11 protein-coding genes and 1 pseudogene are annotated in these 14,916 nt (G+C 73.8%); 7 read left to right on the top strand and 5 right to left on the bottom strand.

The features are described 5' to 3' along the window. Nucleotides 1-129: 129 nt before the first annotated feature. Nucleotides 130-1,254, bottom strand: coding sequence for an aminoglycoside phosphotransferase family protein (locus ABZY31_RS26735; protein WP_356414937.1), 1,125 nt, complete (start codon nt 1,252-1,254; stop codon nt 130-132). A gap of 229 nt (nt 1,255-1,483) precedes the next feature. On the opposite strand from ABZY31_RS26735, the gene ABZY31_RS26730 reads away from it, so the two are divergent. Then, nucleotides 1,484-2,980, top strand: coding sequence for a hypothetical protein (locus tag ABZY31_RS26730; RefSeq protein ID WP_356414934.1), 1,497 nt, complete (start codon nt 1,484-1,486; stop codon nt 2,978-2,980). 125 nt (nt 2,981-3,105) lie between these two features. Here ABZY31_RS26730 and ABZY31_RS26725 read toward each other — a convergent pair whose 3' ends face one another. Together ABZY31_RS26725 and ABZY31_RS26720 are read right to left on the bottom strand one after the other, a co-directional pair. Further along, entirely contained in the window at nt 3,106-4,563 is a 1,458-nt protein-coding gene (locus ABZY31_RS26725; protein WP_356414931.1) for a SpoIIE family protein phosphatase, read from the bottom strand. A 177-nt stretch (nt 4,564-4,740) separates the two neighbouring features. Beyond that, complete coding sequence (locus ABZY31_RS26720) at nt 4,741-4,989, bottom strand: SCO4226 family nickel-binding protein (RefSeq protein WP_356414929.1); 249 nt, start codon at nt 4,987-4,989, stop codon at nt 4,741-4,743. A gap of 506 nt (nt 4,990-5,495) precedes the next feature. Between ABZY31_RS26720 and ABZY31_RS26715 the strand changes: the two genes are divergently transcribed. The 3 genes from ABZY31_RS26715 (at nt 5,496) to ABZY31_RS26705 (ending at nt 10,119) form a co-directional block, all read left to right on the top strand. Then, complete coding sequence (locus ABZY31_RS26715; protein ID WP_356414926.1) at nt 5,496-7,643, top strand: molybdopterin cofactor-binding domain-containing protein; 2,148 nt, start codon at nt 5,496-5,498, stop codon at nt 7,641-7,643. A 15-nt stretch (nt 7,644-7,658) separates the two neighbouring features. Continuing rightward, nucleotides 7,659-8,114 carry a (2Fe-2S)-binding protein gene (locus ABZY31_RS26710; RefSeq protein WP_356414923.1) on the top strand — a complete coding sequence of 152 codons (456 nt, stop codon included), beginning with the start codon at nt 7,659-7,661 and terminating at the stop codon, nt 8,112-8,114. Nucleotides 8,115-8,187: 73 nt separating this feature from the next. Further along, a complete protein-coding gene (locus ABZY31_RS26705) occupies nt 8,188-10,119 on the top strand; it encodes an APC family permease (protein WP_356414920.1) in 1,932 nt (643 codons plus the stop codon). 26 nt (nt 10,120-10,145) lie between these two features. Here ABZY31_RS26705 and ABZY31_RS26700 read toward each other — a convergent pair whose 3' ends face one another. Together ABZY31_RS26700 and ABZY31_RS26695 are read right to left on the bottom strand one after the other, a co-directional pair. Continuing rightward, the gene (locus ABZY31_RS26700; RefSeq protein ID WP_356414917.1) at nt 10,146-11,741 is read right to left on the bottom strand and encodes a hypothetical protein; all 1,596 of its coding nucleotides are present in this window, start codon (nt 11,739-11,741) and stop codon (nt 10,146-10,148) included. 132 nt (nt 11,742-11,873) lie between these two features. Then, nucleotides 11,874-13,094 (bottom strand): helix-turn-helix domain-containing protein, encoded by a 1,221-nt coding sequence (locus tag ABZY31_RS26695; RefSeq protein WP_356414915.1) that lies wholly within the window; start codon nt 13,092-13,094, stop codon nt 11,874-11,876. Nucleotides 13,095-13,280: 186 nt separating this feature from the next. Between ABZY31_RS26695 and ABZY31_RS26690 the strand changes: the two genes are divergently transcribed. The 3 genes and pseudogenes from ABZY31_RS26690 to ABZY31_RS26680 all read left to right on the top strand — a co-directional run. After that, nucleotides 13,281-13,520: a hypothetical protein gene (locus ABZY31_RS26690; protein ID WP_356414913.1), complete on the top strand. Its 240-nt coding sequence runs from the start codon at nt 13,281-13,283 to the stop codon at nt 13,518-13,520. 63 nt (nt 13,521-13,583) lie between these two features. Continuing rightward, complete coding sequence (locus tag ABZY31_RS26685) at nt 13,584-14,549, top strand: DUF4304 domain-containing protein (protein WP_356414911.1); 966 nt, start codon at nt 13,584-13,586, stop codon at nt 14,547-14,549. Nucleotides 14,550-14,671: 122 nt separating this feature from the next. Then, nucleotides 14,672-14,911 (top strand): annotated as a pseudogene (locus tag ABZY31_RS26680) (helix-turn-helix domain-containing protein); the annotation flags it as partial. Nucleotides 14,912-14,916 lie beyond the last annotated feature (5 nt).

Here is a 14,916-nt window from a genome sequence, read left to right as displayed (position 1 = left end):
TGTGGGGGGTTTATTTTTATCTCACCCCTGGGGCGGGGCGGGGGCGGGCCCGGGTATTCCACAAATTCCGGGGGCGCCCCCCCGGGGGGCCCGCGCCACGGGATTCGGGGACTTGCGGGAGCGGTCGCGTCAGCGCGTGCCGACCGCCGCCCGGACCGCCCTGCGGGCCATCCCGCAGTCGTCGTGAAGCCTGCGCAGCAGCAGGCGGTGCTCCTCACCGCTCGACAGCGCGCCCGACGGCAGCGGCTGGGCCGGGGCGGCCGCCAGGATCGACCGCTGGACCGCCGTCTCCGCCATCCGGATCTCCCGGGTCAGCACCAGCATCAGATTGACCAGGAAGGCGTCGCGGGACGCGGGACCCGCCGCCTGCGCCAGCCTGCTGATCTGCCCGCGGGCGGCCGGGGCGTCGCCCAGCACCGTCCAGAGCGTCGCCAGGTCGTAGCCGGGCAGGTACCAGCCCGCGTGCTCCCAGTCCAGCAGCACCGGCCCGGCCGGGGAGAGCAGCAGGTTCGACAACAGGGCGTCACCGTGGTTGAACTGCGGCTGCACCCCGCCCATCTTCAGCCCGTGCAGCAGCTTCTGCAGGTCGCCGAGGTCCCGGTCGGTCAGCAGCCCCAGCTCGTGGTAGCGCGAGATCCGGGAGGCGTACTCCAGCGGCCGGCCGAACAGCTCGCCCGGCGGACGCCACTGGTTGACCCGGCACACCGCGCCCAGCGCCGCCCGTACGTCCGGCCGCGGCGGGGCCTCGACCGGGTGCCGCTGCAGTGCGGCCACCCGCCCCGCCATCCGCTCCACGATCAGGACGCAGTTCTCGGGGTCGGCGGCGATCAGCCGCGGCACCCGGACCGGCGGGCGGTGCCGGACGAAGGCCCGGTACGACGCTATTTCGTGCCGGTACCGCTCGCGCCACTCGGGCGAATGGTCCAGTAAGACCTTCGCGACGGCCGTCATCCGTCCTGTGGTGCCCACCAGGAGGACCGACCGGCCGCTGCGGCGCAGCACCTGCACCGGAGCGAACTCCGGACAGATCCGCTGCACCGAGGCGAGCGCGGTGCGCAGTTGCGCGCCCTGCGGGCCGGAGAGGTCGATTCTTCCGCTGATCGGCTGGGCCCCGTTGCCCGGCATCCGCCGGGCCCGGACGGCGGCCTGGGCCGCGTTCGAGGGACGTCCGGCGTCGAGGTAGGGGCCGCCGCCCGCCTGGAAGGTGCGGTGCGGCCGGACGGGCGCGGACACGGAGGAGGTTGCTGCGTACATGATGATACGGATCCCTTCGTGCGCCGACGAGTTCGTACGCCGCCCCGCTCGATCCCGTACATCACCCTGGGGAGTTCCGCCGGTGACCGGGTCGGGGAGGCGCATTCCTACCTGACACCCGGGTGCGGGTGGCACACCATCTGGCGCACCCTGGCGAACCCTGGCGAATAGTCGCTCGGCATCTGACGGGGGGTTACTGTCAACTCAGCCGAGAACCTGGGGGCTTGACGTGAGCAAAGGACCCAACACCCGCCTGTCCGATCTGTTCGGGCTGGCCGGGTGGTCCAAAGGCGAACTCGCGAGGATGGTCAACCGGCAGGCGGCGGCCATGGGCCACCACCAGCTGGCCACCGACACCTCGCGGGTGCGGCGCTGGATCGACGTGGGGGAGACCCCGCGCGAACCGGTTCCCACCGTACTGGCAGCCCTGTTCACCGAGCGGCTCGGTCGTGTCGTGACCATCGAGGACCTCGGGTTCGTACGGCAGCGGCGCACATCGGCACGACAGCAGGACGGGTTGCAGGACAACCCCGACGGCCTGCCGTGGGCGCCCGAACGCACAGCCGCGGTCCTCACCGAATTCACGGGAATGGACCTCATGCTCAACCGTCGCGGTCTGATGGGCGCGGGCGCCGCGCTCACCGCCGGCTCCGCCCTCACCAACGCCATGCACGACTGGCTGCACTCCGACCCCCTGCCCGCCACCCCCGCGCCACGCTTCGGCGGCGACGGGTTCCAGGCCGACCCCGCGGGCTACGACCGCTACGAGGCCGCGCCCATCGGTTCCCAGGAGATCGAGGCGCTGGAGCGCTCCGTGGAGGTCTTCCGGGCCTGGGACGCCTCCCGGGGCGGCGGTCTCCAGCGCAAGGCGGTCGTGGGCCAGCTGAACGAGGTGGGCGGCATGCTCGCCTACCACCACCCCGACCACCTGCAGCGCAGGCTGTGGGGGGTGGCCGCCAACCTGGCGGTCCTGGCCGGCTGGATGTCCCATGACGTCGGCCTCGAACCCACCGCGCAGAAGTACTTCGTCATCGCAGCGCACGCGGCCCGGGAAGGCGGCGACCGGCCGCGGGCCGGCGAGGCGCTCTCGCGCGCGGCGCGCCAGATGGTGCACCTGGGCAAGCCCAACGAGGCCCTGGACCTGATGAAGCTCGCCCAGTCCGGCTCGGGCGAGGAGACCCTGCCGCGCACCCGCGCCATGCTCCACACCATCGAGGCGTGGGCGCAGGCCGCCATGGGCAAGGGGCAGGCGATGCGGCGCACCCTCGGAGAGGCCGAGGACCTCTTCGTCTCCGACAAGAGCGACGTCCCGCCGCCCAGCTGGATGCAGCACTTCGACGAGGCGGACCTGCACGGGATGCAGGCGCTCGCCTTCCGCACCCTGGCGGACCACGATCCGAGCGCCGCGCCGACCGCCCAGCGGCACGCACGCGAGGCGCTGCGGCTGCGCGCGGCCGGGCACCAGCGGTCGCAGATCTTCGACTACATCTCCATGGCCTCGGCGTGCTTCCTCGCCGACGACCCGGAGCAGGCGGACCGCTACGCGCGTCTCGCCCTGGTCTCCATGAACGAGACCTCCTCGCACCGCACGTGGGACCGGCTGCGCGAGATGTACCGGCTCACGGGCCAGTACGCCGGGTACGGACGGATCGAGGAACTGCGCCAGGAGCTCAAGACGGCTCTGCCGACGCGCACGGTGCGAGGTGGCCGGGGCGCCCAGGCCTGACCGTGATGCCGACGCACCCGCACGATGCCGACGCACCCGCACGCAGAGATCCGCGCCGGGACGGACACGGCCGCGCCCGCCGGCGCGGCCCCGAACTCACCGGAACCACCCGTACCGGGTGAAGCTCACGCACCGACCCTGGCGACCAGGACGCAGGCGTCGCCCTCGCGCCCGGTCTCGCCGAACTCCTCGATCACCGTCCGTACGCAGTCCTGGGCCGAGCGGGCCGCCGTGAACCGCGGCGCGAGGGCCAGCAGCCGCTCGCCGCCGTCCGCCCGGCCGAACTCGATGCTGCGCGGCGTCAGCCCGTCCGTGTGCAGGACGAGGACGTCGCCCACCTCAAGCGGTTCTTCGCGCTGCCCGTACACCGCTCCGGGGGTCGCGCCCAGCAGCACGCCCTCCGGCGGCCGCAGGGCGCGGCCGCGGCCGCCCCGGAAGAGCAGCGGGGCCGGATGGCCGGCCTGGGACCAGGTGAGCGTCCGGCGGGCCGGGTCGTAGCTGCAGCACACGGCGGAGCCGAGCGCGGGCTGTGCGGAGGTCTCCAGCAGCTGGTTCAGCCAGCCCATCAGGGGGCCCGGCTCGATCCCCGCCATCGCCATGCCGCGCAGCGCGCCGAGCGCCATCGCCATGCCGGAGGTGGCGGTGACGCCGTGCCCGGTGAGGTCCCCGACGGTCAGCATAGAGCGGCCGTCGGGGAGTTCCAGCGCGTCGTACCAGTCGCCGCCGATCAGCGCGCTCGTGTCCGAGGGCAGGTAGTGGGCGGCCACGTCCAGCGCGCCCGCGGCGGCGCGCGGCGAGCGCAGGGTGCCGCCCCACGGGGGGAGGACCGCCTCCTGGAGTTCCACCGCCAGCCGGTGCTCGGTCCGGGCGATCTGCCGCTGCTGCTGGAGGGAGTCCCGGGTCTCGCGCACCGCGCGCTCGCTGCGCCGCAGCTCGCTCACATCGCGCAGGACGGCCCACATGGACGCCGTACAGCCGTCGGACTCGTCCACGACGGGCTCGCCGCGCATGTGCAGGGTGCGGACCACGCCGTCGGGACGGACGATCCGGAACTCGCCGTCGATGGGCTTGCCGTCGACCAGACAGGCCGTCACCATCGCGGTGAGCAGGGGCTGGTCCTCCTCGCACAGGGTGGACCCCAGCTCGTCCAGGGAGAGCGGGCCGGCCTCGGGCGCGCGGCCGAAGATCGCGAACAGCTCGTCGGACCAGCTGACTTCGTCCGTGAGCAGGTTCCACTCGGCGCTGCCGATCCGGGTCTGCTGCGGCGCACCCGCGCCGGACTCCGCCGCGGGTCCGGGCGGTGCGGCCGGGAACAGTGCCTCGGCGGCGGACGCGGGCGAAGGGACGGCCGGGAGGCCTTCCTTGAGCTGCCCCAGCTGCTCGCCCAGGTCGTCGAGGTGATGCACGGCGAGGTCGCACAGCGCACGCTGCCAACGGGCCTGGGCGTCGTCGTCGTCCATGACCGCGTCACGGCGGACCGCGTCCACGTCGCCCCGCAACCGCCGGGTCTGCGTGATCAGCGCGTCCACCGACCCGGGCCGGGGGGGCTGCGCGGGGCGGTCCGCGAACAGGTGCGACGGCATGAGAACTCCGATACAGGCGCGGCACGGCCAAGTCTGAAGGAAGGACCGGTTACGACTGTTGCACAGACGGCAATGGGCTGTAAGCCGTTTGGCAACATCCGGGCCGTTCCTGCCGCCGTCATATGCCAAAGGCCTCCCGCCCCCCCTTGGGGTGTACGAACAGTTCCGGTCAGGGCGTCAGACGCTGACCGCGATCGGGTGGATCTCGCTGGCCGGATGCCCGGCGCGCTCGTGGATCCGCTGGACCGCTTCGGCCGAGGGGGCCTCGGAGAGGCAGTACACCGTGCCCGACTCGGGGTCGGCCCACGCGCGCTCGAAGTGCACCCCCTCTTCGGCCTCGATGGCCAGGTCCGCCTTGTGGGCCTCGGACAGCTGCTCCGCGGTGATGCCGTGCATGCCCTGGTGGACATCCATGAACATGGTCACCTCGGTCCACCTCCTTCTTCTTCTTCCCTTGGTTCCCGGGGGCTCCCGTGTGCTCCTTCCATGGTCCGCCCGAGCGGGCCGCGCTGCGCGGTGCGGCCGGAAACCGTCGGCGGGCGGGGCGGGGACCGTTCGTATGAGCGACGTGTGCGACCGGATGGCCGGTCGACGGCCCGCCGGGAGCCTCGGCACGGCGCGCGCCGCGCGCCCCCCGAACGAGTGACCCGGCGCCCCGCGCACGTCTTCCCAGCCCATCCGGTGATCGCTACTCTACGTGTCGGTAATGAGCCATGTGGGGTACGGCGAACAGGGTGGGGCGCGGCCATATGACGGGCACGGCAGGGCCGATGGACACCGGGGGGCCGACGGGAGCGCCAGGAGCGGCGGAGCCGACGGGAGCGCCGGGGCCGGCGGAAGCGGCAGGGCCGGCGGAAGCCCCGGAGCCGGGCCGGAGCCGGAGCCGGCGGAGCTTCCTCACCTACCTGGTCGCCGCGCCCACCCTCGCCCTCGTGACCCGCGCCGGCGCCGACGCCCTCGCCCCGCAGGACGCCCGGGCCGCCGTCCCCACCCTGCCCGCGCCCGCCGACCTGGTCGACCTCGGCGACCTCTTCATCCTGGCCGGGGCGCCGACGTCCGCGCTCCTGCTCCTCACCGTCGAAGCCGAGGGGACCATCCGGTTCCGGCTGCCCCGCGAAGAGGTCGGCCAGGGCCTCACCACGGCCGTGGCGATGCTGGTCGCCGAGGAACTCGACGCCCCGCTGGCCGCCGTCCGCGTGGAGCTGGACGACGCGCGCCCGGAGCTGCTCTTCAACCAGCTCACCGGCAGCTCCAACGCCATCCGCTCGCTGTACGGGCCGGTCCGCCAGTGCGCCGCGACCGCCCGAGCCCGCCTGGTCGCAGCCGCCGCCCGGCGCTGGAACACCCCCGCCGCGGGCCTGACCACGGCGAACGGCGCGGTCCGCGCGCCCGACGGCCGCACCCTCGGCTACGGCGCGCTCGCCGCGGCCGCCGCGGACCCTGGCCTGGTCGTCCTCGGCGCCGCCCCGAAGCCCGCCGCGCGGCAGACCCTGGTCGGCACCCCCACCAACCGGATCGACGCCCGCGCCATGGTGACGGGCGAGCAGCGCTACACCCTCGACCTGGACGTGCCCGGGGCCAAGCCGTGCGTCCTGCGCCGCCCGCCCACCCTCGGCGGCTCCGTCCGCTCCGTCGCCAACCTGGCCGCCGTCCGGGCCATGCCCGGCGTGCTGGACGTCGTCACCATCGCCACCGGGGTCGCCGTCGTCGCCGAGACCTTCGGTCAGGCCCTCGACGCGAAGGCCGCCCTCCAGGTCACCTGGGGCCCCGGCCCCGCCGACGCGCTCTCCGACGAGCAGGTGCGGGCCAGGCTGCGCACCGCCAACCCCGTGCCGCTGCTGCCGCCGCTGCTCACCCCGTACGTGGACGGCGAGTTCGACTTCGCCTTCGTCGGCCACGCTCCGATGGAGACGAACTCGGCGGTGGCCGACGTGCGCGAGGACCGCGCCGAGATCTGGTCCGGGCTCAAGTCCCCGATCGTCGCCCGCCAGACCATCGCCGCCGAGCTCGGCCTGCCGGTGGACAAGGTCACCGTCCACGTGGTCCAGGCCGGCGGCTCCTTCGGCCGCCGACTGTTCTTCGACGCGGCCCTGGAGGCGGCGCGCGTCTCGCGGGCCTGCCGCCGCCCGGTGCGGCTGATGTGGACCCGGGTGGACGACACCCGGCACGGGCGGATGCGCCCGGCCACCCACCACCGGATCCGCGCCACCTACGCGCTCGGCGAGGTGCTCAGCTTCGAACACCGGGTCGCGGCCGTCGAGACGGACTTCCGGCACGGCCTGGGCGAGATCCTCACCGCCACCGCCGCGAGCCTGCCGCCGGGCATCGGCAACGCCACCCTCGCGCAGACGCTGTTCCTCACCACCGTGAAGTCCCCCTACCACTTCGGGCTCACCACCCAGCTGCTCACCGAGGTGCCCACCGGCATCCCCACCGGATCCTGGCGCTCGGTGTACTCCGCGAACACGCGCGGCGCCGAGGAGATCATGGTGGACGAGCTGGCGGCGCGGCTCGGCAAGGACCCGTACGCGTTCCGGCGCGCCTTCCTCAAACACGCCGACCAGCGCGCGGTGCTCGACAAGGCCGCCGCCGAGGGGGAGTGGGGGCGGGCGCTGCCCGCCGGCTGCGCCCAGGGCATCGCCTTCCACGAGGAGTACAAGTCCCGCACGGCCTGCCTGGTCGAGATCGACACCCGCGACCGGGAGCACGTGCGGGTCACCAAGGCGGTCATCGCCGTGGACGTCGGCCGTCCGGTCAACCCGCGCGGGCTGGAGGCGCAGATGATCGGCGGGCTCACCGACGCGATCTCCACCACCCTGCGGGCCGGTCTGCACCTGGACAAGGGCCTGCCCCTGGAGGGCAGCTACAGCCAGTTCCACTGGGCGCTCCAGCGAGACAGCCCGCGGGACGTACGGGTCTTCGTGCTGCCCGCCACCGGGGAGCAGCCGGGCGGAGCGGGCGAACTGGGCGTACCGGCGGCCGTCGGGGCGATCGCGAACGCCTACGCCCGCGCCACCGGCACCAAGCCGCGCAGCTTCCCCCTCGACTTCGACGTCGACTTCACCCCCTACCCGCGCTAGCGCCAGGAGTACGCCGTGCCCTCGCACACCTTCACCGTCAACGGGCGGAGCGTCACCGTGGACGCGCCCGACGACCTGCCCCTGCTGTGGGTCCTGCGCGACCTGCTCGGCATCCGCGGCCCCAAGTACGGCTGCGGCGTCGACGTCTGCAAGGCCTGCACCAGCCACCTCGACGGAGCCGACATCCGGCCCTGCGTGGTGCCGGTCAAGGCCTGCGCCGGGCGGGAGGTCACCACGATCGAGGGGCTCGCGGACGGGGACGTCCTCCACCCGGTCCAGGAGGCCTGGCTCGAACAGGACGTCGCGCAGTGCGGCTTCTGCCAGCCGGGCCAGATCATGGCCGCCGTGGCCCTGCTGAAGCGGACCGCCGCCCCGACGGACGCGGACATCGACGCGATCGCCAACATCTGCCGGTGCGGGACGTACGTCCGCATCCGCGAAGCCATCAAGTCCGCGGCCGCCCGCATGTGAGCCGTGCGCCCGCCACCTCCCCGGGTGCACCGTAAAAAGCGACGAACCGTCACGAATCGCTGATCATGCTTGCATGAGGCGCATCAACGCGAAACGGGTGCTGGTCGGCGAACCGCTCGACTCCGCCCGGCTGGGCGAGACGCTGCTGCCCAAACGGCTCGCCCTGCCGATCTTCTGCAGCGACCCGCTCTCCTCGGTGGCCTACGCCACCGAGGAGATCCTGCTGATCCTCGCCCTCGGCGGCGTGACCCTGCTGCACCTCGCCTGGTACGCGGCCGCCGCCATCGTCTTCCTGATGGTGGTCGTCGTCGCCTCGTACCGGCAGACCTGCCACGCCTATCCGGGCGGCGGCGGGGCCTACGTCGTCAGCGCCGAGAACCTCGGGCCGGCCGCCGCGCTCACCGCCGCCAGCGCCCTGCTCGTCGACTACGTCCTCACCGTCGCCGTCTCCGTCGTCTCCGGAGTCGCCGCGATCACCTCGGCCGTCCCCGCCCTGCACGACCACATGGTGCTGCTGTCGGTCTGCTTCGTGGTGCTGCTGACCCTGATGAACCTGCGCGGCGTGCGCGAGTCCGGCCGCGTCTTCGCGATCCCCACCTACGGTTTCGTCCTCGTCATCTACCTGATGTTCGCGGTCGCGGCGGTCCGGCTCGGCACCGGCGCCACCCTCCGCGCGGAGTCCGCCGAGCTGCCGATCACCGCCTCCGGGACCTATACGGGGCTCGCCGTCGTCCTGCTCGCGCTGCGCGCCTTCGCCTCCGGCTGCACCGCCCTCACCGGAGTCGAGGCGATCAGCAACGGCGTCCCCGCCTTCCAGAAGCCCAAGGCCCGCAACGCCGCCACCACCCTCGCGGCCATGGGCGCCCTCTCGGTGACCATGTTCGTCGGGATCACGGTGCTCGCCATGTCCTACAAGGTGCACGTCGCCGCCGACCCGACCGAGCTGGGCCTGCCCGCCGGCACACCGACCTCCACCGCGCTCGCGCAGATCGGCCGCGCCACCTTCGGCAGCTGGGACTTCCTCTTCTACCTGCTGCAGGCCGTCACCGCGGGCGTCCTGGTCCTCGCCGCGAACACCGCATTCAACGGCTTCCCGATGCTCGCCTCGATCCTCGCCAAGGACCGCTACGCGCCGCGCCAGCTCTACAACCGCGGCGACCGGCTCGTCTACTCCAACGGCGTCGTGCTCCTCGCGCTCGCCGCCATCGCCCTCATCGTCGCCTTCGACGCCGAGCTGACCCGTCTCATCCAGCTCTACATCATCGGCGTCTTCGTCTCCTTCACCCTCTCCCAGGCCGGCATGGTCCGGCACTGGCGCCGCGCCCTCGCCTCCGCCGCGACCCCCCGCGAGGAGCGCGTCCACATCCACCGCCGCCTCGCCATCAACGCGGTCGGCGCCGTGATGACCGCGCTGGTCCTGGTCATCGTCCTGATCACCAAGTTCACGCACGGCGCCTGGCTCGTCGTCATCGCCATGCCGCTGCTCTTCCTCGGCATGAAGGGCGTACGCCGGCACTACGACCAGGTGGCCCGCCAGGTGGCCGTCGCCCCCGGCGTCAAACCCCGCCGACCCGCCCGCCACCACGTCGTCGTCCTGGTCGCCTCCGTGCACGCCCCCACGCTCAAGGCCCTCGGCTTCGCCCTGGGCCTGCGCCCCGACACCCTCACCGCGCTCAGCGTCGCCGCCGACGAGGAGGACGCCGATCGGCTGCGCGCGGCCTGGGCCGAGCACGACCCGGGGATCCCGCTCAAGATCCTGCACTCGCCGTACCGGGAGGTCGTCCGCCCGGTGCTGGCCCACATCCAGGAAGAGGCCGCCCGGGAGGGTACGGACATGCTGTCGGTGGTCATCCCGGAGTACGTGGTGGGCCACTGGTGGGAGCAGCCGCTGCACAACCAGAACGCGCTGCGGCTCAAGGCCCGGTTGCTGTTCACCCCGGGGGTCGCCGTGATCGACGTACCGTACCTGCTCGAATCGGCGCGGCACGACGAATCCGCCCCGTAGGCCGTCCGGGAGCGCCGCCGGGCGGCCTATCCGACGGCGGTGTCCACGATCACCGCGCCCCGGGCGGTGAGGTGGCGGTCGGGGGAGAAGTTCGGCGAGAAACCGAAGGGGAAGCCGTCGTTCTTGTCCGGGCTGTCGCACGGCACGTCGTACGTCCACTCCACCACGTACCGCCCCGAGTCCACGGGCAGGGTGAAGGACAGCTCGCCCCCGTACCCGCCCGTCGCGCACCGGCCGTGCGTGCGGGTCACGGTGTGGGGCGCGGTGCCCGGGGCGTAACGGGTCCGGTGCCCGGCCTCGGTGCGCACCTCCGCGGTGACGACGTAGCGGTGGTCGCGCCACTCCCAGAAGAGGCTCTCCCAGCTGAAGGTGTCCGCGCAGACGGCCACCTTCACCGTCCACTGCGCCGCGTCCCGCTCCGGCAGGTCCATGGTCACCCGGCACCGCGCGTTGACCTTCTCCCGGCCGCGGTAGGAGCGCTGCGTCCGGCACGAACCGTCGGCCGGGTCCATGGCCGTGCGCCGGACGACGACGTCGGCGAGCATGCCCGGACCGTCCTGCGCCTCCCCGCCGCCGAACACCTCGAAGTCCTCGTACGTCCCGTACTCCCCGTACCCGCCGTACACCGGCCACGGCTCCGACAGCCCCTGCGCGGGCGGCACGGTCTCGTCGTCGGACGGCAGCCGCCCGCCGTCGTCCGGGAGCACCCGGATCCCCGAGATGTCCTGGTCCTCGGAGAGCGCCAGCGTGGCGAAGTTGTCGCCGTCCTCCGCCGGGCGGGGCACCCCGCCCCGGCTGAACTCGTGGTCCGAGGGGCACCGGCGGAGCACGAAGAACTCCTCGCTCTCGTGCTTCTCCCAGAACAGGTTCGCGTAGCGGGTGTGGCGCCGGTCCGGCGCCGCCGCCGTCAGCTCCGTCGGCTGGGTCTCCACCAGGTCCCCGTACTCCGCGCGGACCACCGGCCGCCTGCCCTTGAGCAGATCCCGGCGCCGGGTGTCGTGGGTGAGCGCGCTGTAGTCGCGGTCGCCCCCCGCGACCAGCAGGCAGTGCTCGCGGGCCAGCCGGTAGAAGGGGTGGCCGCGCAGCTCCTCCAGGGCCGGGCCGTCCAGGCCCTGCGCGCCGTAGCGCTTCGCCTGCATCGCGACGTCGCTCAGCAGCATGTCCAGCTCGTACTGGAGCTGGCGGGCGCGGGCCTGCTCGCGCTCCGCCGCGTAGAACTCGTGGGCCGCCTTCAGCTCGGCGGTGCGGGCGGTGGCCGCCGTGAGCTCCGCCGCCAGTTCGTCGACCCGGCTCACGTCGGTGTCGTGATTGGCCAGGGTGACGAAGAAGTCGGTCGTCTCCCCGTACGGCTGGGCCGATTCCGCCCCGAAATGGGTCCAGTGCAGCAGCGTGAGACGGCCGCTGTAGAGGTCCTTGAACACCACGTACCGGTGGTCGTCCTCCCGCGGACTGGTCGGACCGTAGTACCGGGCCCGGATCTCCTTCTCGAACGTGATCCGCCGGGCGTCCGGGGTGATCCGCAGCTGGAACATCCGGCGGCCGTCGCCGCCCGGCCGCTCCAGCTCGCGCAGCAGCTCGGCGGTCGGCTCGTCGAAGGTGGGGGGAAGGAAGCCCTGGGGCATGGAGTCTCCCGGTGTGGGGGGTCGGTGCGGTGCCTCACCGAGCCTGACCGAAACACGGCCGCCCGCGGGAGCCGGTCGCAGGAGCCTGACCGGATCGCGTCCCCCGGTCAGGGGCGGGGACCACCCGGCTGATCACCCGGCCGGGCCGGACCGGCGCGGCGTGCGCGGCGGCGACTTTGGCGCGGATGCGCCCTGCCCGTCGGCCGCCCGCTGGACCACCGCCGCGTGGGCGAGCGCCAGCTCCACCACGTGCGCCGGGTCGGTCAGGGAACGGCCGGTCAGCTGTTCGAGACGGCGCAGCCGGTTGGAGACCGTGTTGCGGTGGCAGTACAGCCGCTGCGCCGCGTACGTCGTCGAACCCTGGCAGGCCAGCCAGGTGCCCAGCGTGGTCAGCAGCACCCGCCCGTCCTCGGGCGCCAGCGCCAGCACCGGACCCAGCACCACCTGCCGCAGCCGCCCCGCGAGTTCCCCCTGGCCCGCGACCAGCGCCGCCGGGAGCCGCTCGTCCAGCAGGGCGGTGCGCGGGCCGCCCGGACCGGTCGTGGTCCGCAGCGCGAGGAGGGCCAGCCTCCGGGCCCGGGCGCATTCGGCGGGCGCGGCCACCACCGGGCTCACCCCGGCCCGTACCCCCAGGGGCGCCAGCAGCGCGCGCACCGCCTCCAGCGGATGGTGGCCGAGCTCCACCAGGGCGCTCTCGCCGTCCGCCCGGATCCGCCACAGCACGCGCGGCCCGGCCGCGGAAACGGGCGGCCGGTCCACCGGGTCGGCGCCGGAAGCCAGCACGAGCACCGCGAAGCGGCCCTGGCCCGGCAGCCCGAGCTGAGCGGCCGCGGCCGCCGCCTCCTCGGCAGGACCGCCGTCCAGGAGGGAGTCGAGCAGGGCGGCCCGGCGCTCCCGGTCGCGGCCGCCGCGCGCGCTCTCCGCCTGCCGGTACGCCTCGGCGGTGGCGTCCGTCTGCTGGTCCAGCACGTCCCACAGCACGCTCGCACCGGGCAGCAACCGGGGCAGAGCCGCGCGGTCGTGCGCCGTCACCGCCTCGGTCAGGTGCTGCCACAGCAGTCGGCCGGCCTGCCGGTGGGACCGGATCAGCGGGGTGAGCGGCAGCCCTTGCTCGGCCCGCAGCGCTCCCACCGACCGCGCCTCCGTCAGGTCCACCGGCAGCCCGCGCGCGCTGCGGACCACCCCCTCGACGGTCTGGCGCAGCTGCCGGTGGGCGCGCTCGCGCAGCTCGGCCCGGCCGAGCGGAGCGGCGTACGCGGGATCCTCGGTCAGCGTCCGCTCGGCGAGCCGGTCCGCCGCCACGGCGATCCGCCGGTCCAGGTCCTCGCGTATCTCCTCGATGATCCGCTCCATCGGGGCAGCGTGACACGGGAACCGCTCCGGTGGGGAGGCCCTGGAGCTCCCGCGCTTCAGCGGGGTGCGGCGGACCGGGGGCTACGAAAGTTGGGCGGCGCGGGCCGCAGTTGTCCCCTAAAGTCGCGGAACGGGGCACCGGAAGCGGGACGCCCGGCCCCGGCCCCGCCGCCTACCGTCAGGGACATGACCACCTCGACCTCCCGCTCCCCGCTCGGCGACCTGCTCGCCCTCGTCGGGTTCGTCCTCCTCGTCGGCGGCGCGAGCGGCCTGCTCCACGAATGGTGGGGCTGGATCCGCATCCTCGGCTTCCTCGGCCACTTCATCCCCTCCGGGTACGAGATCCTCTCCTACGTCGTCATGCTCGCCCTCGGCACCGCCGCGAGCGTGGCCGCCTCCGTCGCGGGCGGCCGCCGGACGGACTGACCCGGGCGCAGGGCGCGGCAAACCGTTTTGCCCCCGGAGGGTCCCGCTTGGGAGACTGCCGGGGTGAATGCGACCGACTTGTTCCATCAGATGCTCCGCGAGCGCATAGCCCCGGCACTGCGCGAAGCGGGCTTCACCGGCGCAGGCCGGGAGTACCGGCTCGCGGTCGCCGTCCCCGATCACGCGCTGATCGGCTTCCAGCGCAGCGCCGCCTCCACCCCGGAGCGCTGCCGCTTCACCGTCAACCTCCGCGCCGTCGGCTACCAGGAGCACGAGGACCTGCGGCGGCTGCGCCCCGCCCTCGGCACCCGGCTCTCGGCCAACCGCGTCGGCCCCGTCGGCTGGCACGCCCGCATCGGAGCGCTCCTCGGCCACCCGCACGACCACTGGTGGACGATCACCGACGAGCGCAGCTCGCTCGCCGTCGCCGAGGACGTGGTCGACCTGGTCCAGCGCCACGCCGTGCCCGCGCTGTGGGGCAGGCTCACCGGCCACGCCCCGGTCCCCGGACCCCGCGTCGACCCGCTCGCCGAGTGCCTGGACACCGGGTGCGCGCACCACCCGGCCGCCGACGGCGGCGACGGCGCTGCCGATGGCGAGGAACCGGACGGATACGCGTTCGACGCCGCCGACCTCGTCGGCACCGTCGTCTACGAGGTGGGCGAGCGCCGGGCGCGGCCCTACCTCGTCTTCCACGACGAGGACGAGGAGGCGGAGGGCCGGATCACCCTCGACGCCTCATGGCGGCTGGAGCTGCCGGACTCCGGCTGGATCCGGGTGGGCCACGACCCCTCCGGCGGCGAGCGGATCGTCCGCTCCCCGGGCGCCACGCTGCCCGCGCACAAGACGGCCGTCCTCGGCGAACTGGGCCTGCGCCGCGTCTCGGACGCCGAGGTCACGCCCGACGGATCGCTGCACGTCCGCTTCGAGACGGGCACCCCGCGCGAGGCGAGCCTCACGGTCTCGGGCACCCCGCACGCCCGGACCGTCGCCGCGCCCTGGCACTTCGACGGCTGGACCAGGGCCTGAGCGCGCCCCGCCCCGGCCCCGGCCGATCCCGTCCCCGGGTTGACGCGAGTCAGCTGGTATTGGGGTGGGCGAGCGACTTTGATGGGTTTGCCAGGCCGCCTACCGGAGCAGGGGGACTACTCATGGGCACCGAGCAGACTCAGAACGACAGCGCGCACCACGGCGCACCCCACAGCGCACCCACCCTCATCGGCTCCGTCCAGCGCGCGCTGCGCCTGGTGGAAGCGATGTACGCGGAGGACGGCGCGACGGCGAAACGGCTCGCGCGGATCACCGGGATCCCCCTGCCGACCGTCTACCACCTCCTGCGCACCCTCACCCACGAGGGCTACGTCCGCCGCGAGGGCGGGACCTTCAGACTCGTCGA

The sequence above is a fragment of the Streptomyces sp. NPDC006529 genome (assembly GCF_040611795.1).
GTDB lineage: Bacteria > Actinomycetota > Actinomycetes > Streptomycetales > Streptomycetaceae > Streptomyces.
This window is presented reverse-complemented; position numbering and strand designations above follow the sequence as displayed.

What these genes read in the sequence shown, in the direction of transcription:
- ABZY31_RS26735 (WP_356414937.1), bottom strand. Translation starts at nt 1,254, where the DNA reads ATGTACGCAGCAACCTCCTCCGTGTCCGCGCCCGTCCGGCCGCACCGC.
- ABZY31_RS26725 (WP_356414931.1), bottom strand. Translation starts at nt 4,563, where the DNA reads ATGCCGTCGCACCTGTTCGCGGACCGCCCCGCGCAGCCCCCCCGGCCC.
- ABZY31_RS26705 (WP_356414920.1), top strand. Translation starts at nt 8,188, where the DNA reads ATGAGGCGCATCAACGCGAAACGGGTGCTGGTCGGCGAACCGCTCGAC.
- ABZY31_RS26700 (WP_356414917.1), bottom strand. Translation starts at nt 11,741, where the DNA reads ATGCCCCAGGGCTTCCTTCCCCCCACCTTCGACGAGCCGACCGCCGAG.
- ABZY31_RS26695 (WP_356414915.1), bottom strand. Translation starts at nt 13,094, where the DNA reads ATGGAGCGGATCATCGAGGAGATACGCGAGGACCTGGACCGGCGGATC.
- ABZY31_RS26690 (WP_356414913.1), top strand. Translation starts at nt 13,281, where the DNA reads ATGACCACCTCGACCTCCCGCTCCCCGCTCGGCGACCTGCTCGCCCTC.